24 protein-coding genes, 1 tRNA gene and 1 other RNA gene are annotated in these 24,892 nt (G+C 55.7%); 12 read left to right on the top strand and 14 right to left on the bottom strand.

Going from position 1 to position 24,892, the window contains the following annotated elements; genetic code table 11:
- Positions 1–14 precede the first annotated feature (14 nt).
- Entirely contained in the window at positions 15–1,529 is a 1,515-nt protein-coding gene (locus HS103_09180) for an oligosaccharide flippase family protein (GenBank protein MBE7512970.1), read from the top strand.
- A 12-nt stretch (positions 1,530–1,541) separates the two neighbouring features.
- Here the strand turns inward: HS103_09180 and HS103_09175 are convergent, their stop codons facing one another.
- From HS103_09175 to HS103_09165, 3 genes are all read right to left on the bottom strand, one after another.
- Entirely contained in the window at positions 1,542–2,657 is a 1,116-nt protein-coding gene (locus tag HS103_09175) for a carbohydrate ABC transporter permease (GenBank protein MBE7512969.1), read from the bottom strand.
- A gap of 30 nt (positions 2,658–2,687) precedes the next feature.
- Entirely contained in the window at positions 2,688–3,698 is a 1,011-nt protein-coding gene (locus HS103_09170) for a sugar ABC transporter permease (GenBank protein ID MBE7512968.1), read from the bottom strand.
- Positions 3,699–3,830: 132 nt separating this feature from the next.
- Entirely contained in the window at positions 3,831–5,123 is a 1,293-nt protein-coding gene (locus HS103_09165) for a sugar ABC transporter substrate-binding protein (GenBank protein ID MBE7512967.1), read from the bottom strand.
- Positions 5,124–5,353: 230 nt separating this feature from the next.
- Here HS103_09165 and HS103_09160 point away from each other — a divergent pair, with 230 nt between their 5' ends.
- The gene (locus HS103_09160; GenBank protein ID MBE7512966.1) at positions 5,354–5,800 is read left to right on the top strand and encodes a hypothetical protein; all 447 of its coding nucleotides are present in this window, start codon (positions 5,354–5,356) and stop codon (positions 5,798–5,800) included.
- 29 nt (positions 5,801–5,829) lie between these two features.
- A complete protein-coding gene (locus HS103_09155; protein MBE7512965.1) occupies positions 5,830–6,894 on the top strand; it encodes an NTP transferase domain-containing protein in 1,065 nt (354 codons plus the stop codon).
- Positions 6,895–7,374: 480 nt separating this feature from the next.
- Here the strand turns inward: HS103_09155 and HS103_09150 are convergent, their stop codons facing one another.
- Entirely contained in the window at positions 7,375–7,626 is a 252-nt protein-coding gene (locus HS103_09150; GenBank protein MBE7512964.1) for a hypothetical protein, read from the bottom strand.
- Positions 7,627–7,831: 205 nt separating this feature from the next.
- On the opposite strand from HS103_09150, the gene HS103_09145 reads away from it, so the two are divergent.
- The 5 genes from HS103_09145 (at position 7,832) to mreC (ending at position 11,389) form a co-directional block, all read left to right on the top strand.
- On the top strand, positions 7,832–8,512 hold the full coding sequence (locus tag HS103_09145; GenBank protein MBE7512963.1) for an FHA domain-containing protein: 681 nt from the start codon (positions 7,832–7,834) through the stop codon (positions 8,510–8,512).
- A gap of 60 nt (positions 8,513–8,572) precedes the next feature.
- Positions 8,573–9,100, top strand: coding sequence for an NUDIX hydrolase (locus tag HS103_09140; GenBank protein MBE7512962.1), 528 nt, complete (start codon positions 8,573–8,575; stop codon positions 9,098–9,100).
- Positions 9,101–9,365: 265 nt separating this feature from the next.
- Positions 9,366–9,905 carry a 50S ribosomal protein L10 gene (locus HS103_09135; protein ID MBE7512961.1) on the top strand — a complete coding sequence of 180 codons (540 nt, stop codon included), beginning with the start codon at positions 9,366–9,368 and terminating at the stop codon, positions 9,903–9,905.
- Positions 9,906–9,981: 76 nt separating this feature from the next.
- Positions 9,982–10,371, top strand: coding sequence for a 50S ribosomal protein L7/L12 (rplL, locus tag HS103_09130; GenBank protein ID MBE7512960.1), 390 nt, complete (start codon positions 9,982–9,984; stop codon positions 10,369–10,371).
- Between the two features lie 169 nt (positions 10,372–10,540).
- Positions 10,541–11,389: a rod shape-determining protein MreC gene (mreC, locus tag HS103_09125; GenBank protein ID MBE7512959.1), complete on the top strand. Its 849-nt coding sequence runs from the start codon at positions 10,541–10,543 to the stop codon at positions 11,387–11,389.
- A gap of 195 nt (positions 11,390–11,584) precedes the next feature.
- Here the strand turns inward: mreC and HS103_09120 are convergent, their stop codons facing one another.
- Entirely contained in the window at positions 11,585–12,223 is a 639-nt protein-coding gene (locus HS103_09120; protein MBE7512958.1) for a 50S ribosomal protein L25, read from the bottom strand.
- A gap of 264 nt (positions 12,224–12,487) precedes the next feature.
- Between HS103_09120 and HS103_09115 the strand changes: the two genes are divergently transcribed.
- Genes HS103_09115 through HS103_09105 form a run of 3 tightly spaced genes read left to right on the top strand, consistent with a single transcriptional unit; the run spans position 12,488 to position 16,064 of the window.
- Complete coding sequence (locus HS103_09115; protein MBE7512957.1) at positions 12,488–13,180, top strand: response regulator transcription factor; 693 nt, start codon at positions 12,488–12,490, stop codon at positions 13,178–13,180.
- A 12-nt stretch (positions 13,181–13,192) separates the two neighbouring features.
- A complete protein-coding gene (locus HS103_09110) occupies positions 13,193–15,229 on the top strand; it encodes a GAF domain-containing protein (protein MBE7512956.1) in 2,037 nt (678 codons plus the stop codon).
- 7 nt (positions 15,230–15,236) lie between these two features.
- Positions 15,237–16,064, top strand: coding sequence for a hypothetical protein (locus HS103_09105; GenBank protein ID MBE7512955.1), 828 nt, complete (start codon positions 15,237–15,239; stop codon positions 16,062–16,064).
- A 28-nt stretch (positions 16,065–16,092) separates the two neighbouring features.
- Here HS103_09105 and HS103_09100 read toward each other — a convergent pair whose 3' ends face one another.
- Positions 16,093–16,698, bottom strand: a complete 606-nt coding sequence (locus tag HS103_09100; protein MBE7512954.1) for a protogloblin ApPgb — start codon at positions 16,696–16,698, stop codon at positions 16,093–16,095.
- Positions 16,699–16,822: 124 nt separating this feature from the next.
- Here HS103_09100 and cynR point away from each other — a divergent pair, with 124 nt between their 5' ends.
- A complete protein-coding gene (cynR, locus tag HS103_09095; GenBank protein MBE7512953.1) occupies positions 16,823–17,764 on the top strand; it encodes a transcriptional regulator CynR in 942 nt (313 codons plus the stop codon).
- On the opposite strand, the gene HS103_09090 is transcribed toward cynR, so the two are convergent.
- From HS103_09090 to HS103_09055, 8 genes are all read right to left on the bottom strand, one after another.
- Positions 17,733–18,623 (bottom strand): hypothetical protein, encoded by an 891-nt coding sequence (locus tag HS103_09090; protein MBE7512952.1) that lies wholly within the window; start codon positions 18,621–18,623, stop codon positions 17,733–17,735. The two genes, cynR and HS103_09090, sit on opposite strands and share 32 nt — an antisense overlap.
- A 280-nt stretch (positions 18,624–18,903) precedes the next feature.
- Entirely contained in the window at positions 18,904–20,163 is a 1,260-nt protein-coding gene (locus HS103_09085; GenBank protein MBE7512951.1) for a glycosyltransferase, read from the bottom strand.
- Positions 20,164–20,227: 64 nt separating this feature from the next.
- A tRNA-Asn gene (locus HS103_09080) sits at positions 20,228–20,299 on the bottom strand.
- A gap of 180 nt (positions 20,300–20,479) precedes the next feature.
- Entirely contained in the window at positions 20,480–21,466 is a 987-nt protein-coding gene (locus tag HS103_09075) for an NAD-dependent epimerase/dehydratase family protein (GenBank protein MBE7512950.1), read from the bottom strand.
- Between the two features lie 53 nt (positions 21,467–21,519).
- Positions 21,520–21,693: non-coding RNA, 6S RNA (gene ssrS, locus HS103_09070), on the bottom strand.
- 248 nt (positions 21,694–21,941) lie between these two features.
- Positions 21,942–22,952, bottom strand: coding sequence for a CAP domain-containing protein (locus tag HS103_09065; protein ID MBE7512949.1), 1,011 nt, complete (start codon positions 22,950–22,952; stop codon positions 21,942–21,944).
- A 1-nt stretch (position 22,953) separates the two neighbouring features.
- Entirely contained in the window at positions 22,954–23,793 is an 840-nt protein-coding gene (locus HS103_09060; GenBank protein ID MBE7512948.1) for a hypothetical protein, read from the bottom strand.
- A 1-nt stretch (position 23,794) separates the two neighbouring features.
- Positions 23,795–24,778, bottom strand: coding sequence for a GDP-mannose 4,6-dehydratase (locus HS103_09055; protein ID MBE7512947.1), 984 nt, complete (start codon positions 24,776–24,778; stop codon positions 23,795–23,797).
- Positions 24,779–24,892: the final 114 nt, after the last annotated feature.

The following is a 24,892-nucleotide window of genomic DNA, read 5'->3' as shown; positions in this document are numbered from 1 at the left end:
TTCTACCAAAGGAGATGCCGTGCGTTATACTCAGTTTTCCATTTTTTGAGACGATGGTTGCTTTGAATACACCGGCATCGGCTGAAATCCCCACTACCCCATTACCTACTGAAGCAGAAACCCGCCGCGTGGTACGCAACACCGCCGCCATTACTGCGGCAACCATGCTGGCGCGGGGGTTGCAATTTCTCTGGTCGATTCTCTTAGCACGTCTGCTTGGGGAGAGCGCCTACGGCACATGGGGCGTGATCGGCGGCATGATCACCATTGCCGCCACACTCCCCGAATTTGGGATGGGCTTGATTGTCCTGCGTGATGCCGCACGGGAACGAGCGCGGGCGGGGCGCTACCTGACGGCGACTCTGGCGGCACAGCCGCCCCTTGCGCTGATCGCCTATGTGGGGATGCTGCTTGCCGGGGTTGCCCTGAATTACGATTTAACCGTGCGTGGACTCCTCGCCCTCGCTGGGATCAGCGTGATCGTTGACGTGTTTGGGAATATGGCACACAACCAACTTCTTGCCGCCGAAAAAATGATCACCACCAGCGCCATTCTGATCGCCCATATCGTCGTCCTCATCGGTTTAGCTTTTCCGATCTTAGCGGCGGGCGGTGGGCTGCCCGGACTGTATATGGCAACGATCACCGCGGGGGTCTTTCGTTCCGGCATCTATTGGATCGCCTTGCGCCGAGCGGGAATAATCCCCCTGTTTCCGTTGGAACGGCACATTGTCACGCTTTTGTTTCGGGAGGGAGCGCCCCTTGCCGCAGCATCCTTCATCACCCTTGTTTATCAGCAGGTGGATCGCGTCCTCGTCTATACGCGGCTTTCTCCGGCGGCGGCGGGCAACCTGATGACCGCCTTCGTGATCGTTTTTGGCGTTGTAGAACTGCTGAACACGGCTGTTCTCACCGCGCTGTTTCCCCTTATGGCACGCCTGTCGGGGGATCGCCTTGCCTTGCAAGGGATCACAGACCGCTTAGCACACCTGACCTTAATCGTCACCCTTCCTGTTGGGGTGGGGGTGACTGTCTTAGCCTCCACGTTGGCGGGGCTGCTCTTTCCTGGGTTTCTCAACACCTCCCAAATTTTGGAAGTGCTGATCTGGTATGCTGTTGTCATGATGGTCGGCAATGCCTATGGACAACAGTTGATCATCGAAAACCGCCAACGAACGACCCTATTCGTACGTATAGGGGGCTTACTTTTGAACATTACCCTCAATTTGCTATTGCTCCCCGTTTTAGGGGTGGCGGGGGCGGCAGTCTCCATCCTCATTGCCCAATCGGCAATTTTCGCCGCTTTTTTGTGGATGCGGCGGGATCGCCCTATGTCACGCACGGTGTTCTGGGGGATGCTGCGGACAGGTGCTGCGGGCGGCATTATGCTGGCGGGGATGCTGGCGCTGCGGGAGAGCAGCCCAATTTTGGCGGGACTTGTTGGCGGGCTGCTTTATGGTGGGGGGGTGATCTTATTGCGAGCAATCACCCCTGCTGACTGGGCATTGATACGGCGGATTCTCCCCTGAGGGAGGTAAAAATTATCCTTTTACCCCCGTCGCCGCAATGCCACTGGTGATATAGCGCTGCAAGAAGGCAAAGACAAAAGTGATCGGCAGCATACTTAGCACCGTGAGCGCAATGACGAGATGCCAACGGCTGTTCAGGTCACCCTGAAAGTTATTCAAAGCAAGTTGCAGTGTGGCAAGGTCTTGCCGTCCACCGAGGACAATGAGGGGCCACAAAAAGTCGTTCCAGCGCCACATAATGGAGAAAATTGCCAGCACAGCCAGCGCCGGGGCTGTCAGCGGGAGGATGATCCGCCAATAAATCCGCCACTCGGTTGCCCCGTCCATCCGCGCCGCTTCCAGCAGTTCATCGGGAATGGTCAACATATATTGGCGGAGCAAGAACACGCCCGTTGGCGTGGCGGCGGGGGGAATGATGACCCCCAACAAGTTTTGCGACCAACCGAGGCGATCAATGACAAAAAAGACGGGGATGATGATCACCGCCAGCGGCACCATAAGCGTGGAGAGAATCACAAAGAGCATCGCCGTCCGCCCGCGAAAACGGTATTTGCTGAGGGCGAAGGCTGCCATACTGTTCACTAATAGGGTGACGAGCGTCGCCGTGAGTGTGATCACCACACTGTTGCGAAGAGCGTTGAAGAAGGGGAAATTACGAATCGCCTCGGTATAGTTGGCAAGGCTGAAATTTATGGTGCGCACAAAGGTGACAAAACGTTCCCGCCCCCGCGCCATAATCACTTTGACCGGCGGCAAATCCGGTTGGGCAGGGTCGATCACTGGCATTTCGATCCCAATTGGCGCACCTGCTTGCGCCATCCGTTTCACGGTCCCATCCGCAAAGCGCACATCCACCAAGTTCAAAGGTTTTTCATAGCCCGGGACAACAATCGTTTCGTTCCAATAAGGTAGCAGCGAGGGTGGGCGTTCAGAGAGCGCATCCACTGGCTTGAAGGAGGACATCACTAACCATAACACGGGAATAAACATGATCAACGAACCGATAATGAGAAAGAGGTAGGTGATCACATCGGTTGTCGTAAAGCGCGCTCTACCGCCTTGCCGCCGAATGAGGAAATTGAGAACACCAGCGCCAAAACCCCGGAACGTCTCCTGTGGGGTGGTCATGTAACGATTGCTCCGTTTAGATCGCTTCGGTTAAATTGCTTCGGTTTGTCGTCGGTTGAGGAACAATTGAATCAGGGTCAGAACCGCCAAAATAATCGCCAAAATTAGGGAGGCGGCGGCAGCCAAGCCATAGTTAAATTTGCTGAATAAGTTGTAGATATACTGCACCATTGTCGTTGTTGCCGTGCCGGGTCCGCCCCCCGTTAAAACATAAATCATGTCAAAGACCTGTACCGAGCGGATCATTGCCAAGACAAACACAACAAGCAGCGTTGGGCGCAACATGGGGAGTGTGACCCCGGTGAACTGCTGCCATTCGTTCGCCCCGTCCATCCGTGCCGCCTCGTAGAGTGTGGGGGGAATGGATTGCAGCCCGGCGAGCAGAATCAGCATGTAAAAGCCAACCATCGCCCACACACTGACGACAACCACCCACAAAAATGACCATTCTGAACTGATCTTAAAATCAACCGCACGCCCCCCAAGCGTAATAATCAGGTTGTTCAACAAGCCCTTGTCTTTTTCCAATACCCATTTCCAGATGATACCGACCACCACAGGGGAGAGCAGCACGGGATAGAAAAAGATTGCCCGGAACATCCCCCGAAAAATAATCTCTCGATTCAAGGCGACGGCTATGGCGAGGGCGCAGAAGATCATTAGGGGGACTTCAAACCCTGTGTAGACAATACTTGTGCGCAGCGCCCGCCAGAAAAATTCTTCTTGGCAGGTGGTGGCTATCGTAACGTTTTCACAGGTGAATAAACGGTTGAAGTTTTCCAGCCCGGCGGCGGGGCGTTGGTCAAAGCGAATCGACTCCCCTTTGGTGAATCCGTAAGCAAAATTGAGCATCATCGGCAAGAGGATGAAGATGCCAAAAATTGCCAGATTGGGCAGCAAGAAGAAATAGGGCATTCGCTTCGCACTGATTCGCCGCTCTAGACGGGTGATCAGCCAATCAACGGCGTACACTAGGGCGAGGATAGGCAGAAAAAGAATCCGCAGCACGTCTTGAATAAACCCTCGAAGCGGAGCAAACACGGCAACGCTCCTAAAAAATCATTAAAAAAAATTAGATGGTGAGGGGCGTGCTTTTCACACGCCCCGTAAACAGATTCCACGTCACATCAGGATCCCCTCACCTTGATAAGTGAGGGGGGTAAAAGCTGATCCCTAATTGAATGGCGGGCATTTCGCCGGTTCAGCAGCACAGGCGTCATCGGCAACCTTCTGGACGGCTTTAACTGCCTCGTCCATCGTGATCTCGCCCACCAATGCTTGCCCAATCCGAATCCGCAGTTCTTCGTTCATCGGACCCGTCAGGGACGATTGTTGGAACAAATAGCCCTGCTCAGAGAGTTTGGGGATGCTGGAGGCGAACACATTCAGGTTGTCTTTTTGCGTGGGGTAGTCAACACCCTTCGCAATCAACCCCAAGTGACCAGGGAGGAACAACGTTTTAGCGGCGAATTCGCCATAGACAGCTTCGCTGGAGAGGTATTCCATGACCATTGCCACGGCTTCAGGGTGTTTCGTCCCACCAAATGCCATGACCGATGCGCCTCCGGGCATTCCCGTGCAGCCGCCGGGTCCGCAAGGCATGGGGACGGCACGCCAATCGAACTTGTCGCCAATGTCGTTGGCAAACCCACCAACCTGCCAACTGCCAGAGTAGTAGAAAACGAGTTCGCCGTTCACGAAGTAATCCCGTCCGGCGGCATATTTATCGTTCTCTGCGATCCAAATGTTCTTAGGGGTGATGTCCTCATCGTGCCAACTCTTGAGCATGTCGAGGAATTCGCGAGTGGCGGGGTTATCAAAGGTGATCTTCCCCGTCTCTTTATCAACCCACTGCCCCCCAAGCGAGAGGGACGGTCCGGTGATCCGGTGCAGCGAACGATCAATGGCAACGGCATAGGGAACGCCTGTCGCTTCTTTGACCTGTTTCGCCAGTTCAACCCATTCGGCAAGGGTCGTATCGCCCGTTGGAATGTCTACTCCTGCTTGGGCAAAGAGTGTCGCATTGATCAGCGGACCGGTCACCGTAAATTGGGTCGGGTAACCATACAAGCCCTTATCCTCGCTGCCGCTACGGTAGGTTGCCAACACCTCTGCCGGGAAGCTGGACTCGAACAACTCGGCATCCTTCAACAAGGGACGCAGATCAAGGTATTTCCCACGATAACGCGGAACGTCCGTCAACCGCGCCATGTCTGGCGGGTTGTTCGATTCCAATTGCGTTTGCATCACGGTGGGGAGGTCTTTAAAGGGGACTGTTTCGATCACGACTTTGATACCGCTGTGATCTGCCTCGAATTTATCAAGCAGTCCACGCAGCACCTCGCCTTCATTACCGTCGTTGTACCAAATCATCCGCAGTTCAACCGTCTGGGCTCTAGCATGACCCATACTGGCAAAACCGAGAATAAGGGCGGCGACCAACAGAAGGAGGCTAAACTTACGCATATGGTAAACTCCTACTAAACTACTTTTAATAGTTCGCATGTTATGTATTTCCCTCCTAAAAATAAAGAGAAATCCACAAACGCTTAATCGATTGTACTGCCACACAGGTAGAGCAGCAAATATGACACTCACTCAAAAGAATCTCAAAACGTGCAGCAGCGCATGACAACCGGAAAACAGAACGCTAAAATAGGACGATATGGTTTGTATGGTTTGGAGTAAATACTGGTATGACATCTCAAGGGTTTGTGAAGCCTCTGCCCACCATTGCCACGATGGAACAGGTTGAAACCCTTCACGGCTGCCAAGTCGGATTCCTGTGGGAAGGGCGCATCTTCGTTGTCAAAATGACGGACTCTGCCCGCACAACGGTGGATGCGTGGGCGCAGCGTGCCACCGACCTTCGCGCCGCGTGGGCGCATCCTGTGGTTCTCACCCTTCTTGATATGACCGCCGAAAAAGCCGGACCGACCCCGTACATCAAGACTCGCTCGCAAGAAATTTTGAAAGTACGTCCAGACCTCCGATCCTTTTTTGCCTTCAACTTATCCAAATCGGTAGTTGGGCGCGTCGTCAGCTTAGCCCTTCGCTCAGCAAGCACCCCTACCCATACCTACCGCGCCTTCTTCAACGAACGGGAAGCCATTGATTGGTTGATGGAACACGTCAACGGCTAATCCCACCTGTATAAGGAACACTCTCGTTTATGCCGAACCTCTATGCTTTGATCATGGCGGGCGGTGGTGGCACGCGCCTGTGGCCACTCAGCCGCAAAGGTCGCCCCAAACAAATGCTCCCCCTGACCGAAGAACGCACCATGTTCCAGATCACTGTCGAGCGCTTGACAGACTTGCTTCCCCCGGAGCGGATTTTTGTGATTACCGGAACAGGCATGGCGGAGGCGCTGCGCGAAAGCACACCCTATATCCCCGCCACAAATGTTATCTGTGAACCCTTCGGGCGGGATAGTGGTCCCGCAGCGGGGTTAGGGCTGTATACCATTGCTGGACGCGACCCAGACGCCATTGTTGCCGTCCTTTCTGCCGATCATCACATTGCCAACGAAGAACGCTTCCGCGAGGCACTGCGCACAGCGGCGGAGGTTGCCGAACGGGGCTATATCGTCACCTTAGGGATTCCCCCTTCCTATCCGGCAACGGGGTTCGGCTACATCCAGCGTGGGACGTCTATCGGCACAATGCGAGGTTTTGAAGTCTTTCACAGTCAGCGTTTTGTCGAAAAGCCCGATGCTGCCACCGCACAGGTTTTTCTCCAAACGGGGTTGTATAGTTGGAACGCCGGGATGTTTATCATGACTGTGAAGCGGGCGAAGGAAGAATTTGCCCGCCAACAGCCGTCGATGGATGCCTTGCTCAATCAGGTGGTAACTCACCCCGAATGGCTAACCGACCTGTGGGGAAAGATGAAAAAACAACCTATTGACTATGCCATTATGGAAGGGGCGCACGATGTGGCGGTCATTCCAGTGGATATTGGCTGGAGCGATGTTGGCTCGTGGGCGACTCTCTTTGAAATCCTCTCCGAAAACGCTGAGGATAACATCTCGCGGGGGGATTATCACGCCCATGTTCAGATTGACACACGGGGGACGCTTATCGTCAGCAACCGGATGGTGGTCACCATTGGCGTCAATGATTTGGTGATTGTTGATACGGATGATGTGTTGATGATCTGCCACCGAGATCGCGCCCAAGACGTGCGCGAGGCGGTCAAGATTATCGAAGCACGCGGGAGTAAAACGCACCTCTAGCCCATGATGGGCTTGTTTGCAAAGTACCCCCGGCGCTAAAAGGCTTGTCCGGTAACTAGGGTGTATTGAGGGTGTAATCCCTGTAGGAGCGCAATGCTTGCGCCCATTGCCGTCCGTGAACGCCCGCTGCTAAAGCAGCGGGCTAGGAGTAACCACTCCTTCGGGGCTTGTCCCCTCCCCATAAACATCTGAGGAGAGGACATGTTTGGAAGGCGGGTTGAAAAATAGGGAGTTCATCGTTCAAACTGGAAATCGACCAAGAAACCCAGTGAGGAACGATGAACTACAAACTACTGTACCAATTAGAGCAGCACTTGTCAGCCCATCTACCGTGTTTCAATGGTTGGCAGCAGCAAAATGTAAGCCTGTTTAGCTATGGGGTGATTCAAGCGGAGAGCTGTCAGCAAGGAGCGATTGCGCGGGCGGTGAGTTGCGGGGAGCAGGTAGAGAGTACAGCGCGGCGCTTTCGCCGCTGGCTCGCTAATAAAGCGCTCGACCTGACAGCCTTTTTTGCCGAAGGACAAGTGGAGATGATTCGCGCCCTGCTGGAAGCAGCATCTCGCCAACCGGCTGGTTCTGTTGACCATTGCCTACACGTGGGTGGTCGCCCTCGGCAGCCAAGCCGTTGCTGCTGGCATCGCCCAACCGCTCGTTCGTCGTCCCGACGGTTCGTTCCGGCGGCTCTGGAGCTTGTTTCGGGAAGGCTTGCGCTACTTCGTGCAAGTTGTTCAACGCCAAACCTTGTGTTTAGGATTACCCTTTATCCCAGACATAAGGTTCACTTGAAAATATGTCCTCTCCTTTTCCCACAGGGGGAAGGGGGGTAGGGGGGATGAGGGTCTCTTTCTATGGTTACCTTCTTGATGGTCTACTAGCCGCTTGCGCACAAGGGGGTGATCGGCTATCGTTATCGCATTACGGGAGAGAGGGAATACCTATGCCTAGAATTCGTTTGACGATTGTCTCTGATCTCTTTGATGTCTCACCTCAGGAAGTTTCGATTCGGGAAAACCTACCTGTGCGCACCTTCCTTACCGAAACACGCAAAGAGTTCATGTTCCCTGAAGAAGATATCTACTCCCTGCGCGTCGAAAGCACGGGGAAAGCGCTTGAGCCAGACAAGACCCTAGAGCAGCAGAACGTCCAGACCGGGGCGCAGCTTGTCCTCGTCCGGGAGCAGCGTGCGCGTGGTATACGCGAAGCGGTTGCCGTTCGCCCTGAAGAACGCCGCGTGATTGGTAATGGTGTGATTCAGCCCTATTTCCGTGAACAAGGGACGGGGAAGATTTTTGAACTCCGTTTCCAGCCTGCCCTCATCGGGCGACCTGACCCCCAAAACCCACAAACTGCTGAGGCATTGGCAGTGAATTTGGGAAATTTTGAAGGGGCAAAGAGCGTCTCTCGCTACCACGCCCGCATTACCGAAGACAATGGGCAGTTTTACCTTGAGAGCCTTGCCGACCATAACCCCGCCTACCTGAACCGGAGCATCGTCCGTGTGGGGGAGCGGCGCTTGGTTTTGCCCAATGACATTGTGACGGTGGGAAAGTTTGATCTGCTCTTTGGCGCACGCAGTGGCAGCACGCGCATGGCAGCCAACCCCAATGCGCCCAATTAACGACGAGAACTGTGATCGGTCTGCTAACGTTCATGCGCTGGTAGACCCCTTGCTGATTCTATGACACCCGACACAACGAAACAGCGTATCGCCCATTGGGTACGCCAATCGCCCTTACTCTGGGCGGTCTTGCAGATTGCCTACCGTGCGACCCAACCCCGTTTTACATTGGGTGTTTTGGGGGTGGTGTTCAGTCCAGTGGGGCGCATCCTTGTGGTGGAGCATGTCTATCACCCTAAAACCCCTTGGGGTTTCCCCGGGGGCTGGCTTGGACGGCGCGAACACCCCCACGAAGGGGTGATCCGCGAAGTCCGCGAGGAGACGAGTCTGTCCATCACCATAATCAACCCCATCCTCGTCATGATTTCCCCCTACCATCGCCGCCACCTTGATACCGCCTTTCTTTGCCGTGCGGAGACGGAAACCGTCCACTTGAGCGAGGAACTGCTCGATCACCGCTGGCTTCCCCCCGCCGAGGCGCTCAATGTCCCTATGACGATCTTTCATAAGGCATCGCTGCGGGCTGCCCTTGCCGCAGCACCAACAGCAGCGCCAACAACGGAGGAAACAACGCACCTTTCCCCTTGACCGGACGACGCGCCACCAGTACAATACGCCTCGGTTCGCACCGCAGAAAGCAAGCGCCATCCTTAACCCAAAGGGGCTTAATCGGGGAACACTCCCCACCTTGCCGAGGTGTTCCAAGCAGCCATCATCAGGGTGTTGCCTTTGGGCAACCCTCTTTGGAACTCCCCTGCGGTCTTTCGTGGGCGCCAGAACGCCCACGAAAGACCGTTTTTTGTGCCTCGCCCCTGCGCAGAACCACATTACTACGGAAAGGAGGATGAGTCACTTGCCAATTACAAAAGAAAAGAAGAACACGATGTACGCCGATTACCTCCAGTTGATGGACGGCGTGCCGGGCTTGATCATCACCGAATATCGCGGGATGCAGATGAAGAACATCACTGCGGTGCGGGCGCTGCTGCGTCCGGTTGGTGCATCATACAACGTCGTCAAGACGAGCATTTTCAAGAAGATTCTTGCCCACTATGGCTTTCCCGTACCAGACGATTTGCTGGCTGGTCCCGTCGCCGTCGCCGTCCCCAAGACGGATTTGGCGAAGACAGCTAAGGTACTCTTGGACATCAAAGATCAACCACTTCTCGTGCTGAAGGGCGCGATTATGGGCGAAACGGTGTTCAAAGCAGAGCAGATCGAAGCGCTCTCGAAAATGCCCACCCTTGACGAAGCACGGGCAGCGCTGCTGGCGACCCTCGCCACACCCGCAACGGGCTTGGTCACAGTCTTGGCGCAGCCCGCCATTGATCTGGCGCTTGTGTTGCAAGCATACAGCGATAAACAACGTGATGGGGAAGGCAGCGCCGCCTAAAGGCAGCCCTCTCCATCTCCACCTTAGACGAACTCTCGGAAGAACAAAAGCGAAAGACGAAAAGGATACCAAACTCATGGCAGACATGAATGCATTGATTGAAGCATTGAGCAGCCTGACGGTGATGGAAGCTGTTGAACTCAAGAAGGCACTCGAAGACAAGTGGGGCGTTCAGGCTGCGGCAGCCATGCCCATGATGGCGATGGGTGCTATGGCTGGTGGGGCGGCTGTCGCTGTCGAGGAAAAAGAAGAGCAGACCGAATTCACGCTCATCCTCAAGGACATTGGTCCCAAGAAGATTGACGTGATCAAGGTTGTGCGTCAGTTGACAAACCTCGGTTTGAAGGAAGCGAAAGACCTCGTTGAAGGTGCGCCCAAGCCCGTCCTCGAAGCGGTTACAAAAGACGCCGCTGAAGATGGCAAGAAGAAGCTGGAAGAAGTTGGCGCAGTGGTCGAAGTTAAGTAGGCGACTCGCGTAGGTGTCAGCCTTCGCGCTGAGCAGAAGGGTGAGTCGGCAGCGGCTCACCCTTTTTTTGCGCCTCGCACCCTCTTGCTATATCCCCACACAGCACATCTCTGTTGGCACGGCATGAGAATCCCTAGCGCCACGCCGTTTTTGCGATACTCTTTTCACCATGAGTAACGCACCACGCCGCTTGATTGTTTTTGGGATTGCCATGTTCCTCTCGTTGGGGGTGTTGGTTGTCGGGGTGGCGGGGCTGCTCTCCCCGGCGCAAAACGTCGCCTCGTTGCCGATCACCCTTCTTCAGCAGTGGAGCAGCGGACTCTCCCGCCGTATTTCGGATGTCTTTGATACCCTGCGCGATCTGAATTCGCTCCGCCAGCGAAATGCCGAATTGGAACGGGCGTTGGTCAACTTTCAGGCGGAGATCGTTGAACTGCGTGAGATTCGCGCCGACTACGCCCGTCTTGCCGCTTTACTCAATTACAAAGGGGTTGAAACAACCCGCCAATACACCGCCGCGACGGTGATCAGCCGTGAGACAAGCGGCTTGATCCGCAGCGTGACCATTGATCGCGGCTCGCGGGATGGGCTTTCAGCGGGGATGCCCGTCGTCACCGAGTTGGGCTTGGTCGGGCGCATTTTGCGGGTGAGCGCCACCAGCGCCCAAGTGCAGTTAATCTCCGACGTGAACAGTTTCGTCAATGCGCGGTTGCAGACCACCCGCGCCGAAGGCTCTGTACAAGGGACGGCAGCCGGCGGCTTATCGATGATCTATATTCCCCTCACCGATAAAATCAACAACGGCGATTCTGTCGTCACCTCTGGGATTGGGGGGAAGTTTCCACGCGGAATTGTCATTGGGCAGGTCACCAGTTCCCGCCTGGACGACTCCAAGTTGTTTCAGGAGGCGGTGATCCGCAGCCTGATCGACTTCACCCGCTTAGAGATCGTCCTTGTCATCACCAACTTTGAGCCGGTAGACCTCTCTGCCTTCCCCACGCCCACCCCCTCACGCTAAATCACCGTCTCAAAAAAAACCGCTCATCGAGCGGGTTCAGAACATACCTTACAAATCATTTCAAAACCCCGCTCTTTGCCCCTCTCCATAATCTCCATAAACGAGGAGGGGTTGTTTACCCCTTTCCTTGCAAGCGGGGAAAAGGGGTAGGGGGATAGGGATTTTTGAAATACGTTCTAAGCAATAGGGGCAGGTTTACGCCTCGTCGTCGGCTTCCTTCTTCCCGCGCTCCACCACTTCTGGTTCAAGCAGGGTCAATTCCCCATCAGCACCCTCGGTCAGTTCAACAAGGGCGTTGATAATGGCGACAATCTCCGTTGGCTCGGCAATGTACTTCACATTGGGCAGTGCGGGCAGATCGGCAACGATGATCCGCGCATCGACACGAGTCAGTTTGCTGGCATCGGCTTGGACAACCGTCGGGATGTTCGTGGGCAAGCACTCCACCTCAATAGTGAGCATGGATTGGCTTAGGCTCATATCAGCGCTGAGCTTGGGAATGCCCACCAAAACAACCTGCACATCGGTGCGCAGCGTCTTGGTCAGGTCAACGCGAAGGAAGTCGATATGGCGGATGGTGCGCTTGATCGAATCGCGCTGCACCTCGCGGACGAGTGTGTTATAGGTTTCCCCGCCCACATTGACCAAGACCAAATGGGTTGTCCCTGCTTTTTGGAGGACAATCTCCAGCGGACGGCGAGGGATGGTGATGCTGATGGGTGTCATGTCATAGCCATAGATCACGCCGGGGATCATGTTTTCACGGCGCAGCGCACCAACCTTTTTGCCGATGACAGTGCGCGTTTGAACATCAAGGGTATAGGATTCACTCACAGGAAAAGTCCTCTTTTCGCTTTTTTCCCCGGTTTTCGCGGGGCGAATATCTGTCTCTGAGGGGAGCATACTGCGCCCGCAAAACCGCCATTGTAGTGGAAGGGGAACGGATCGTCAAGGTAGGGACAGTTAGGCGCGGCAAGTTCAGCACTGGGGGCTGTTTTCCTTAAGGTGTGCGTTCCCCCTAAATTCCTCATAGAATCCTTCCCTACACCGCGCTATACTCACTGGCGTAATACAGTGAGAATCGGGCTAAGGACGGGCATGATGACGTATATCTTAACGGTGGATGATGATGATGAAGTCTTAGGGACGGTGGGACGTGCGCTAGGGCGTGAAGGCTATGAAGTTGGGCAGGCATCGTCCGGGCAAGAGGCGTGGTACAAAATCATCATCCGTCGTCCCGATTTGGTGATCTTAGATATCAACATGCCCATCATGGATGGGTTGACGCTCTGCCGCCAAATTCGCGCCGATGCACGGTTTACGAGTTTGCCCGTCCTTTTCCTAACAGCACACACCAGCACCGATGAAGTGATTGCCGGCTTAGACGCTGGCGGCGATGATTATGTAACAAAACCCTTTGAAGTGACTGAACTTAAGGCGCGGGTGCGGGCGCTCTTGCGCCGTATTCGGCGTGATGAAGGTTCGGCGGCAGTCATCGAATTGGGGAACGTTCGCCTTGATTCAGACACCTATAAAGTGATGACCAGCGATCAGGAAATTCAACTCACGGCGACAGAACACCGCTTGTTGCGTTATCTGATGGAACACCCTAATATCGCCATTTCCCCACAGAAACTTTTAGAAATGGTGTGGGATTATCCCCCCAACACAGGCGATCCTGATCTGGTGCGGGCGCACATACGCAATCTGCGGGCAAAGATCGAGGAAAGTTCGGAATCCCTACGGTTTATCCGCACCATTCATGGCGTTGGCTATATGGTCTCAGGCTGAAGAAGAAACTCTATGATTGATTGGTTGGCAACCTACCAAATCGCCCACACTGCACTAGAAACTGCCCCCACTGTAAACACCCTTGCCGAGACCCTCACGAACGCCCTTCACTGGCTTATGGGGGATCAGAGCGAGGTGCGTCTTTGGCTTGGCGAGGAAGTACGGGATGGCGAGGGGGATATGCCCGCCGCTGCCCATGAAGCCCATCTCACACTACACCCACAAGTTGCGGCTGAAGGGCGGGAGGTGGCATTCCCCTTGAACGTGGATCGCGTTGTGCATGGGCTGGTGTTTCTCCTCAACCCCTCCCCCCTCTCCGAGGCAATTATTGGCTTGGCTTACGCCCTCAGTCGCGCTGCTGCCGCTGCCTTAGAGCGGCTCTCTTATCCGGCAAGCCCTGAAGTCTTTCGTCAACTGGTGGAAAACGCCAATGTCGCCATTGATGTTGCTGGCTTGGATGGGCGAATTACCTATGCAAATCAGGCGGCAGCGCTCTTGTATGGCTACGATGAGCCGTCCGAATTGATTGGCAAAACCGTGATCGAACTCTACTTTGGCGATGACGAGCAGCGCGTTGCCCGTGAGATCGTCCTCGGATCGCGTTCTCAGGCGGGGTGGGCGGGCGATGTCTTGCAGAAAGACGCCGCCGGAAACGCGCTCCCGGTGCGTTTGGCTGTCTTTTCCATTGGCGAGCCTGGGCAGGGTCTAACAGGTTATGGGGGGATTGCCCAGAGTCTTGGCGAGCAGCAGCGTCTTCTACTTTCGCTCCGGCAGCAAACACAACGTCTGAGGGCAGCCGCACAGGTAGCACAAGCAGCCGTCTCCAAACTTGATCTTGATTCGCTGCTCCTGGAAGCTGCCTCGGTTGCCCAACAGTTGTTTCACTACAACCTCGTCAGCGTCATGCTCATTGAAGAAGATGCCCTCCATATCAAAATATCCTATACGGAGAAAGGTGTCCTTCTCCCCCGCAACGGGGTGTTGGCGCTGGATGAAACGAGTCTAAACGGGTGGGTTGGCACTCACGGACGCTCCATCCTCATCACCGATGTCAGTCAGGATGCCCGCTGCCTGACCCTTGAGGGGATGCCCGAAGCGGGCTGCGAATTGGTTGTCCCCTTGCGCATGGGGGATCGCGTCATTGGGACGCTGGATGTCCAAAATGCGAAACCAAATTCGCTCCATGCTGAAGACTTGGAGACGATGGAAAGCATTGCCACCCACCTGAGCCTTGCCATAGAGAATGCCCGTCTTTACCGTGATGCGCTGGAAGCAAACGAGATGAAAAGCCAGTTCTTGGCGACGATGAGCCACGAACTGCGAACACCGCTGAACGCCATTCTTGGCTATACCGAGATGGTTCTCAGCGGAATGTACGGGGCGCTCAGCGATAAACAAGCGGATCGCTTGCGCCGCGTCTATGTGAACGCTCAGCACCTTCTGGAGTTGATCAACGATGTCCTCGATCTGGCACGGATCGAATCGGGGCGGTTGAATCTCCATTTCGATGCCATTGATGTTCCCCTGCTCATGTCCCGTGTCCTCTCCAACATCACCCCCCTTGCCGAAGCGAAGCGTCTTGCCCTCGAAGCGATCATCCCCGACACCCTACCCCTCGTCCGTGCCGATGAAGTCCGCCTGCGCCAGATCGTCATCAACCTGATGAGCAACGCTGTAAAGTTCACCCGCGAGGGGCGTATTAGCTTGCGGATCGCCATTGTGCGCACACTCGGCGGCGATGTGATGGGCGATTCCGTGCCAGGGGTGGATTTCAGCACAGCCGAACTGCCCGACGGGGAACACATGGTGTTTGTGGTTGAAGATACAGGGATTGGCATTGCCAGTGAATATCAGGCGATGATCTTTGATGCCTTTCGGCAGGTCGATAACTCGCCTATTCGCGAATATCAGGGGACGGGCTTAGGCTTGGCAATCTCCCGTCAATTGGTGGAACTGCACGGTGGCAGCCTGTGGGTGCATAGCCAGCTAGGGGAAGGGGCTACCTTTGTCTTTGCCCTACCCCTTACAACAACAGAGGAAGCGGAGTGATGAACCAATGCCCAGTATCATTCTTTGTCGGGCTGAAACAGTAGAACGCACTGCCAAAATCGCCCATCACGTTTTCAGCGCGGCGGGCTTTGCCCCCTATGATCCCTTCCCCGGTGGGACGGGAACGCCAATTCAGATGAAGGAGTTTGTGCGGCTGTTCGCTGCCCCCCCTCTCGCTGGCTGGGTGCGCCTCATCGGGGAGATCACAGCGGAACTCGCTACCCCTCTTTTAGTGGCACTCAGTGAGCAGGGAGACCCACGCGATGCGCTCTGGCTGCGCTTTAACGGCGAACACGCCGCATTGGATGCCTATCAGGGTGGCAAACCCGCCTCGCTAACGGCTTTTTTGAAGGCGGGTGTTGGCGAAGATGCCCTCGCGGCATCCTTAGCCCAAGCGCCAGAGGGCGGACGAAAACGGCGCGGACGAGAAACACCGCCCGCCGATCTCCCCGATGATCTTGCCGATTTTGCCAAAACGCATCAGGTAAACCCTAGCCAAGCGGCGGGCTTTATCGAACGTTTTGCTGGCGGCGTCTTTGGACGGTTGGACAAACAAAGCGGCGGCGCGGCGGGCGGGATGCGCGGGGAGGCGGCGGCGATGCTTGGCGGTGGGGGATGGTCAGGGTTGGGGGGGGGGCGACTCCTTGCGGCGGCGGCGCTCTTAATGATTCCGGCGGGGTGGGAAACGCCCACCTTTGAAGTGCTGCGCGATGCCTATCAGGTGGGGCGGCGTCTGCGGCGCTCCCCCAATGCCGATCTGATGCCCGATGAGCGTGCTGCGCTCAACGCACTCCCCGACGCGCTCAGTTTTCTGCCCCTCTATGTCGGGCGCTAAGGGGGGTCAGCGCCCGACATAACTTGCCCTAAAATTCCCCTTCTTTCACGTAGGGGTAGCTCCATAGAATAACGTGTAAGACAACCGCCTTGAACCATGCCCCATACATCTTCTCAACATCCTCTGCCCTGTGTCCCTTTTTGGCAAAAAAGGGTTTTATCGTCACAGTGATCGGGACAATGAAGGCAAGCAAATAGCGCACGGGAATGAGAGGCACAGCGGCAACCTGATCGGTTTGATTCTTTTTTGTCGAATGATGTCGCAGCCCAATTTCATGCTGATAGTTTAGCCAATCGCGCTCGTAAGGGCGATTGCATGTATCCAGAATCCATTGGGCAAAGCGCTGCCGAACGCGCCCCAAGTAATTGCCAATGGGCTGCCCATCCATGCCCGTAAAATAGTGGAGCAGATGGGCGTGGCTTCCCACGAATCCATACCACACATCTAAAACATGGTCAATCTGATCGCGTAGCACTTCACCAGCTTGCCGAAGGTATCCAGCATCTTCCTCTGTGAAAAGCACCGTTTGCTTAAGCAGATCGAATACCTCGGCGGAAATGGGTGAGACGGTTGTATTCGCTTGTCCATAGGTATAACCGGGAATCGTCGTCTGTGGCGCTTGGGTTTGGGTCATCGGTACACTCACCTTTTTACCTACATCTCTTGCGTTTGATCTCGAAATCAGCTTACAATAGCCCCAATGATAAGTCCAATTCATGGAATTAATTGAATGAATAAGGGTTTCTAATGGAGGAAGCATGGAACTTCGCCAGCTGCGCTATCTTGCTCTGATTGCCGACGAAGCAAATTTCACACGGGCAGCAGAGAAACTGTTCGTAACACAATCCGCCTTATCTCAACAGATCCAGAAACTTGAGGAAGAGGTAGGAATTCCCCTATTGGATCGCACATCACGGCAGGTTCGCCTTACAGCAGCGGGAGAAATCTTACTGGGACGGGCGCGGAATGTATTCGATGAATTGGATGCCGCCCATCTCGCCTTGCGGGAGATGCAAGGGATACAGCGCGGGTCGATACGTTTGGGGGCGGTGCAGACGGTAAACGCTTACTTTGTCCCGCAAGCCATCTCACTGTTCATGGAGTCCTACCCAAACATCGAAATGGTTGTTGAAGAACTTCCCGCCAATGAGATTGAACAGGGGTTGCACTCAGGGAGATTACAACTGGGGATAGGCTTTGTTCCGGTAACCTCCCCCAATATCGACGGGGAAGCGCTTTTTGCCGAACGGTTAGTGATCATTGTCTCAGCCAATCATCCCCTTGCGGGATGTCACTATGTCACGCCAGCCGATATTGAGGGGTTGCCGATGGCGCTGTTGCCCAAGACGTATTGCACGCGCCGTTTGTGGGATAGCTATGCTGCGCAGTCGGGGCTTGCCAGCAATATCCGCCTTGAAATGAATACGATTAGCTCTCTGCTCGCCACCGTTTCGCGGACTTCGTTGGCAACGATTTTGCCGCAATCGGTGATCCAACAGCACACAGGCAGCCCTCTATCCTGCCTACGTTTTGATCACCCCTCACTGCGACGAACGGTAGGGATGCTCTGGCATCGTCACCGATACCGCTGTGCGGCATCGCTATCCTTTGCTCAGGTTGTGCGCGACATCATCGAATTAGAATCAACCCACTTCGACTTAGAGATACCTACCCCTTCGGCGGAAATTCCGACGGGGTAGGCGTCAACAGATAGGCGTTGCAGCGCCCAACCTCATCGCGCACAAAATCAACGACGGCGTACCCTTTGGCAAAGAGGGTGGTAAAGAGTTTCGCCGTCTCCCCGCGCCATGCTTTCGCCGCCGTCATCGATGCCAGTTTCACTGTCTGAAAACTGCTTGGAATCTCAACGATTAGCCCTTTGCCCTCTACCATAATCGTATCCGTCTCTGGATGAACAATGCCTGCTTTATCCGGCACAGCCCGTAAAATGGTTTGATACCCGCGCCCCTGTGCCTCTGCCAGCGTTCCAAAGGCAACCTGTCCGCGGCGTTCCACCCGCGATTCGACGCGCTCTGAGCGAATCCACCACTCCACCTCAAAACGATCCGTCGCCAACCCCTGATTAATTCCATCCGCCCAATCGCCATAGAAATTATAGTGATAGGTTCGGGCAAGGCAGCCCAATTTCCCAATGTTTAGGCGGGCGTTCATCCCTTCCAGCGGGTCATACGTCCAGGTGATCAAGTCCAAACCCTGTTTGAGGACATAACTGCGCTGAAATGCCTTTAGCCGATAGCCCACATTGCTTTTCTGGGCGGTGGGAATCACGCCAAGCATATGGGAACAGTGTTTGATCGCGCCGCCGCTGGTGAACCCCAAAAAACCGAGGACGAATCCGATCATGGGCTGTTCTGGCTGCGATTCGTCAAACGCGCCGGCAGCCAACCCGCCATATTTTTGAATGGCAAGCAAGATGTTGAGAGGAACAATGCTCCGTTCACCGGTCATGTGCCACGCACTGCGCTGCACATCTTCCGCTTGGTGAAATTCCTCTGGGCGGGCGAGGGGACGAATGGTGATCAGGCTGTCGGTGGTCATGTTGCAGTACCCCCACTGGTTGGACGGCACCCAGCCTTCTTACAAAAAGGACGGGCGTCGTTTGTTTCCCTCGTGATCACCACCGCCTAGCCCATCAGTAAGTTTATTGTGATATGCGGCGCTGTCAACCACTAAGGGGTCAATCTCTTTGAAAAATACTGTAGGGGAATTATAGCGCGGACGGTTTACTTTACAGGATTAACTTAACACTGTAAAGCAATGCCAAACGTTAACACTGTTAAGTTAACGGTGTTAACTTAACATCATGAAGCGAAGTGTCCTACGTGCCATCGCGCCGCCGCGCCCGCCGCCCCATCGGGCTAGGGATGGTCATATCCTCGCTGCCAATGACGCGGTGGTAGGCATCGGCAAGGAGGGCAGCGCTACGCCGCCATGAGTGGCGTTCGTTCACCCAGTTCCGCCCGTAGCGTCCGAGGCGCATTGCCTCATCGGGGTATTTCAACAGGCGGATCACGGCACTGGCGAAGGCATCGGGGGTATCGGCAATGATCATATGGCGGTCATTCGTGGCGTCTAGACCCTCCGCGCCCAATGTTGTGCTGACGACAGGCAGCCCGCACGCCAGCGATTCCAAAAGTTTAAAGCGCGTCCCACTGCCGCTGCGCAGGGGGCAAACGAACAGCGCTGCCCGCAGCAGATAGGGACGGGTATCTTCAACCAGCCCCTCAACCTTCACGCCCGATCCGGCTGTCGTGCCAATTTCAAGCAGTTCGGGAGTGGGATCTTTGCCAAGCAGCGTAAGCGTGAAATTGGGACGCTCAGCGCGGATACGCGGCATGATTTCGCGGATGAAATAGAGGGCGGCATCGGTATTGGGGAAGTACTTGTAATCGCCCATAAACACAGCGTTATCGGGGTCGCGGGGGGTGCTGGTTTGGGGGGTGAAGTAATCGACATCTACACCGTTGGGGGTGATCGCAATCGGTTTTTCGGGGACGCGCTGGCGGATGATCTTGGCGTCCACCTCGGACATTGCCCCAATGAGCGTCGCCCGCCGCCACCACTGCGGTTCAAAATAACGCATTTTGAGCGCTTCTAGGGCAACTGCCGGACGCTGCAAGATGGGCTGTGCCACCCGCGCATGGCGTCCCCAGGCAATGTATTCAATAGCGGGTTCAGAAAGCAGCACAGGGGGCAGGTTTAACTCCCAGGGGAGATTCTGCATCATGTAGAAGGATTCAATGTGAATGGCGTCAAACAGGCGTTTGCGCAGCAGTTGGCGGAGGGTCTCCCGAAATTCAGGCGATCCGTAGAGTTTCATCGTGATCGGCTGAATGTTCGTCAGGCTGAGGAAGGCGGCTTTCAGTGTACTGGGGCTGCTGGCACGGGGCAGGACAATCACATCGGCAAATTCACGCAGGGAGGAGAGATCAAAAACCTGTTCTTCGGGGCGTCCAAAACACAGCAGGGTGAATTTGAACTCGCCAGCGAGGTGTTTGATGAGGTTGAAGGTGCGCGAACGCCCGCCGCTGACTGGTGGGTAGGGAAGGTAGGGCGTAAGCATTAGAACATTTTGCATAGTGGCACAACCTTAGACCAGAATCAAACTGCCCGCTGTGGTTACGGGCAGTTGGAGAAAATAGCTCCGGAGGTAGGACTCGAACCTACAACCCATCGGTTAACAGCCGATTGCTCTGCCATTGAGCTACTCCGGAAGGTACGTTAAATCGTAACAGGGGGAAGGACTTGTGTCAAGAGAAACTTTTGGCGCTTGTTCAGCCTCACCAACCCCTTAATAACCAGTGGACAACGCTCACCCGCAGCATTCTCCTTTCCTTGCTGAGAGGGGCAATGATTTTATCTTTTGGTATCGTGCTGACGAACGAGTCAGCCCTTTATGGCACCATACCCTTTTCCTTATACCAAGCATAGGTATCGGTGAGGCTTTGGCGAAGTGTGATCTGCGGAGTGCCCAACACCTGCCGCGCTTTTGCGCTGTTAAAACAGACATTCTGCGCACTCAACCACACTTGATTACCATCAATGGGAAAGGCTGCGCCAAGCGCTTTTAGGGCGTTCACCCCCCGACTGAGCAGCGGAGCGACCACACGCGGCAAGGGGAGCATTGGCGGACGCTTGCCGACGATCTCGGCAATGAGGGCAAATAGCGCCTTGTAGGTGATATCCTCCGTGCCGAGGATGTAGCGCTCACCCGGTGTCCCGCGTTCGGCGGCGGCAAGGTGCGCCCGCGCCACATCACGGACATCTATGGCGGTGATTGCCCCCGGCGGGTAAAAGGGGGGGATCACCCCTCGGGCAAATTCAGCAACCATGCTGCCGGAAATCAGGTTGAGGTCGCCGGGTCCAAAGACCACTGTGGGGTTGACGAGGACGACGGGCAGCCCCTCTGCTACTGCCCGCTGTGCGTCGCCCTCACTGATCGCCTTGCTATGTCCATAGGGAAAGCGGGCGACGGGGAGGTTGAAGGGGTCGCTTTCGTCGGCGGGCGTACCATCCGCTCGCAAGCCCACTGCCGCCGCACTGCTGGTGACGACGACACGTTCTACGCCAGCGGCTTTCGCTGTTTTAAAGACAAGGCGCGTCCCTTCCACATTGACAAGGTACATCGTCACACGTGGGGAGCGCCAATAATCGGCAACGGCGGCGCTGTGAAAGACCCACTGGCAGCCCTCCATCGCCCGCCGAAGGGAGTCTTCATCAAGGACATCACCGAGAGCATGATCAAGGGATAAATCCTCAATCAGATCGAGGCGAGAGGACGCCCGCCGAAGGATGCGCACGCTGTGTCCAGCGGCAACCAACGTCCGCGCCAGATGCGACCCAATAAACCCTGTGCCGCCTGTGATCAACGCCCGTGCCATAACGCCCCTCCCGAAACAAAAACACCCCCACAATATGAGGGTGTTATTCTCAGAAAAAACCCGCTATGCCGTGTGACGCGCTGTTTTGCACCTGCTTTCGCAGGTGGGTCATCTTTCTGGAGTAAGCGTCTTGACCGAGGTCTATCACGTTTTCCCCAGAAGGGGATGCCCTTCAGATGGGTGTTGGCGCAAAACCGGGTGCGACATCACGCACACAGCAGGCAGGGGAAAGGTTACCATGAGTAAAGAATCCTGTCTAGGGCAAGAGTGTTAAGGTTTCGTAGATTATTGCAGTACCCTCACTGGTTGGGCGGCAACCAGCCTTCTTACAAGAAGGGCGGGCATCGTTCGTTTACCCCTTGATCACCACCCCCTAGCCCATCGGCAAGTATATGGTGATAAGCGGGGCTGTCAACCACTAAGGGGTCAATCTCCTTGAAAAATGCTGTAGGCAGCGGGAGACGGGGGAGCAGCCTCAACGCCGCCGCACCCCGCCGAGGATCAACCCGCCAAGAATTAAAATCTGAACGAAGATCAAGATTGGGATCAGATCGCGCAGCCCTCCCCCCGTTGATTGGATGAGCGGCGGCTCACTCTTGCCTCGGCGTTCGTCCTCATAGGGCGCAGCGGGTGAGGAATAGCCACTGACCGCTGCGGTGGGCGGTGTCGTGGGTGTTTCGCTGGCAACGAGGGGCATTTCGGTGGCTGTGACGATAACCCCAACAAAGGCTGCCTGTGGGGAGAGTTCTAAGATAATTGCCGTACTCGTTGGCGGGGGCGGCGTTCCCGTCTCTGTTGGGGTGAAGGTCGGACGGGAGGTGAAGGTCATCGACGGAGTGAGCGTGTAGGTGGGGGTAAAGGTGGGCGGTGGTGGTTGTGTGGGGCGCGGGCGCTGTGTTGGCGCCGGCGCAGAGTCGCCACCTGTTCCACCGCCGCCACTCCCCCCGCCTAAACTGGGGTTGCTGATTGGCTGCGAGGGCGGTTGGTACGGTGCGGCGGGAGCAAGTTTCCCAAAGACCGCCGTAAACCAGCGCCCCGTTGCACCTTCGGCATAGCCGATCCCGACCTCGGTGAAATTGCCCAAAAGGTTGTTGCGATGGACGGGGGAGTTCAGCCACCACGTGAACCCCCATTCTATCGTGGCGCTTGTTCCCCCCACCACATTTTCGCTGACATACCCGCCATAGCCGTTGCGAGCAGCGCGATCTTGCGGCGTAGAGCCATCCGCTTCGGTGTGGGCGTCGCCAAAGGGGTTGTTGGAGAGGTAAGCGCTGTGCTGCTGCGCCGCCGCCGCCAACGCCGCGTTCGTTTGGAGGGGGGCAAGCCCATTCTGAGCGCGGAGGGCGTTGATCTTCGCCAGCATCTCGCTTGCCGGGTCTTGGGCGCGAGCGGGCGGGAGTATCCCAATGAATAAGAGGGCGAGGACGCTTAAGGCAAACAGCGAGAGCGCCGTTCGCAGAGCGCCTGTGCGGAGGAACTGTGTCATCTTAGCATCCATAAGGAATGGCGATGCTGTACGCCGTATCAACCTCCACAAGGGTATAGACGACTGTGAGCGTGCCGCTCAGTTGACGGTCTCCCTGAAAGATCGGCAAAATCACGTTGCGCAGCGTGAGCGTGAGGGCGTAATCGCGGACAACACCCAGTGAGGGAGCAATCCATAATTCACCAGAGGCAATGGTGACACTTCCACCTTGTGCTACCTGCATCACGGGCGGGTCAACGTCGCCCGGGAGGAAGGCATATTGAAAGACGGTGATTCCGTCTGCCTCACGGCGGGTGGGCATGTGCGTCCCCACCTTGATTCCCCCGATCAATTCGCCAGCCGTCAGCGCCGCCACCCGCCGCCGATTCGGATCATCGGTGGCGCGGCTGCACGTCTTGTTTTGATCGACAAAATAATACTCGTTCCCCAAGCGCACACCTTCCACATTGCGTTCAGCCGTTTCGCCAAAGGCATCCCCTGAGGCACGAAGGACAACGCGCCGCGTCCCGGCGAGTTCGTTGCTGAAAAGCTCGGCGCTAATCGTGCCAGTGGTCGGGTCTTTCGTGTCGGCAAATGTCCCCTCAAAGGAAAGAGATACAAGGTAGTGCCAATGGGGAAGGCGCTCTAGGTTTTTATCGATGGGGGCGAAATTGACCACCCCAAAGCCCGGTGGGGGTGCATTTTGGGTCAGGTAGGCAGCCGTTTGCCCCATCGGAATGTTGGCAACTGTTGGCAGCGGGTCATTGCGCGGAAGGCAGCCAGCGGCGATCAATGCCACCATGACGATGAGCCACAGCCCAACACAGAAACGCCGCGCCAGGTGGGGATTTTGTTGCGCCATACTAATCTTTGCCGTCTGTTCGCGCCTGTTCGTGGCGGATGATTTGGTCAATCGTTTCGTCTAAGCCAATGGTGGGTTGCCAACCAATTGCCGCCTGAATTTTGGCAATATCGGGAATACGGCGGCGCATATCTTCAAAGCCCTCGCCATAGGCTTGCTCGTAGGAAATCCTCTGAATGGTAGATGAACTCCCCGTGCGGGCAATGACCCGTTGGGCAAGGGCGTGGATGGTAATTTCCTCGTTAGAGCCGATATTGAACACCTCCCCTACAGCGTGCGGAGTTTCCGCCAAGCCGGTGATCGCAGTGACGACATCGCGCACATTGCAGAAACAGCGCTGCTGCTGCCCATCGCCATACAGTTGGAGCGGCTCACCGCGCAGTGCCCATTGGACAAAGCGAGGCAGCACCATCCCATAATGCCCGCGCTGCCGCGCTCCAACCGTGTTGAACAAGCGGAAGATGGTCACTGGAAGATTTGCCGCTTTGTGGTACGCCAAACCGAGGAATTCATCCAATTCTTTGGATGCGGCGTAGCTCCAGCGTGCTTTTGTCGTTGCCCCTAAGGTGCGATCATCGTCCTCGCTGAAAGGGATTTTTTCGTTCTTTCCGTAGACCTCCGAGGTGGAGGCGATCAAGACTTTTCGGCGGTAGCGGCGTGCCGTCTGAAGGACGATCTCCGTCCCCCCGACGTTCACTTCAATTGTATCGATGGGCGAACTGACGATGGAGAAAACACCCACTGCTGCCGCCAGATGAAAAATCACGTCGCATTCGCTGACCAAGCGATCCATGATGGGCGCGGTGCGAATATCCTCTATGGCATAGCGGAAGTTTGGGTTGCGCTCAAGGTGGGCAATGTTTTCAAACAGCCCAGAGAGCAAGTTATCAATGATGGTGACGTGGTAACCCCGCGCCAAGAGATATTCAGCGAGATGTGAGCCAATAAACCCCGCCCCGCCAGTGATCAGCGCCCGTGTCGGCATAAGGCTAAACGGTACTCCCTCCATGCTGTGATCATTTTGCCTTCGCATTGTACCGCGCCGGATAGGGGAGGGGCTAGGGAAGGGATGATGAGAAGGTGAGAGCGAAGGGCAATG

The organism is Anaerolineales bacterium (genome assembly GCA_015075625.1).
Lineage (GTDB): Bacteria > Chloroflexota > Anaerolineae > Aggregatilineales > UBA2796 > UBA2796.
Note: the sequence above shows the minus strand (reverse complement) of the source record. Positions and strands in the feature narration are given on the sequence as shown.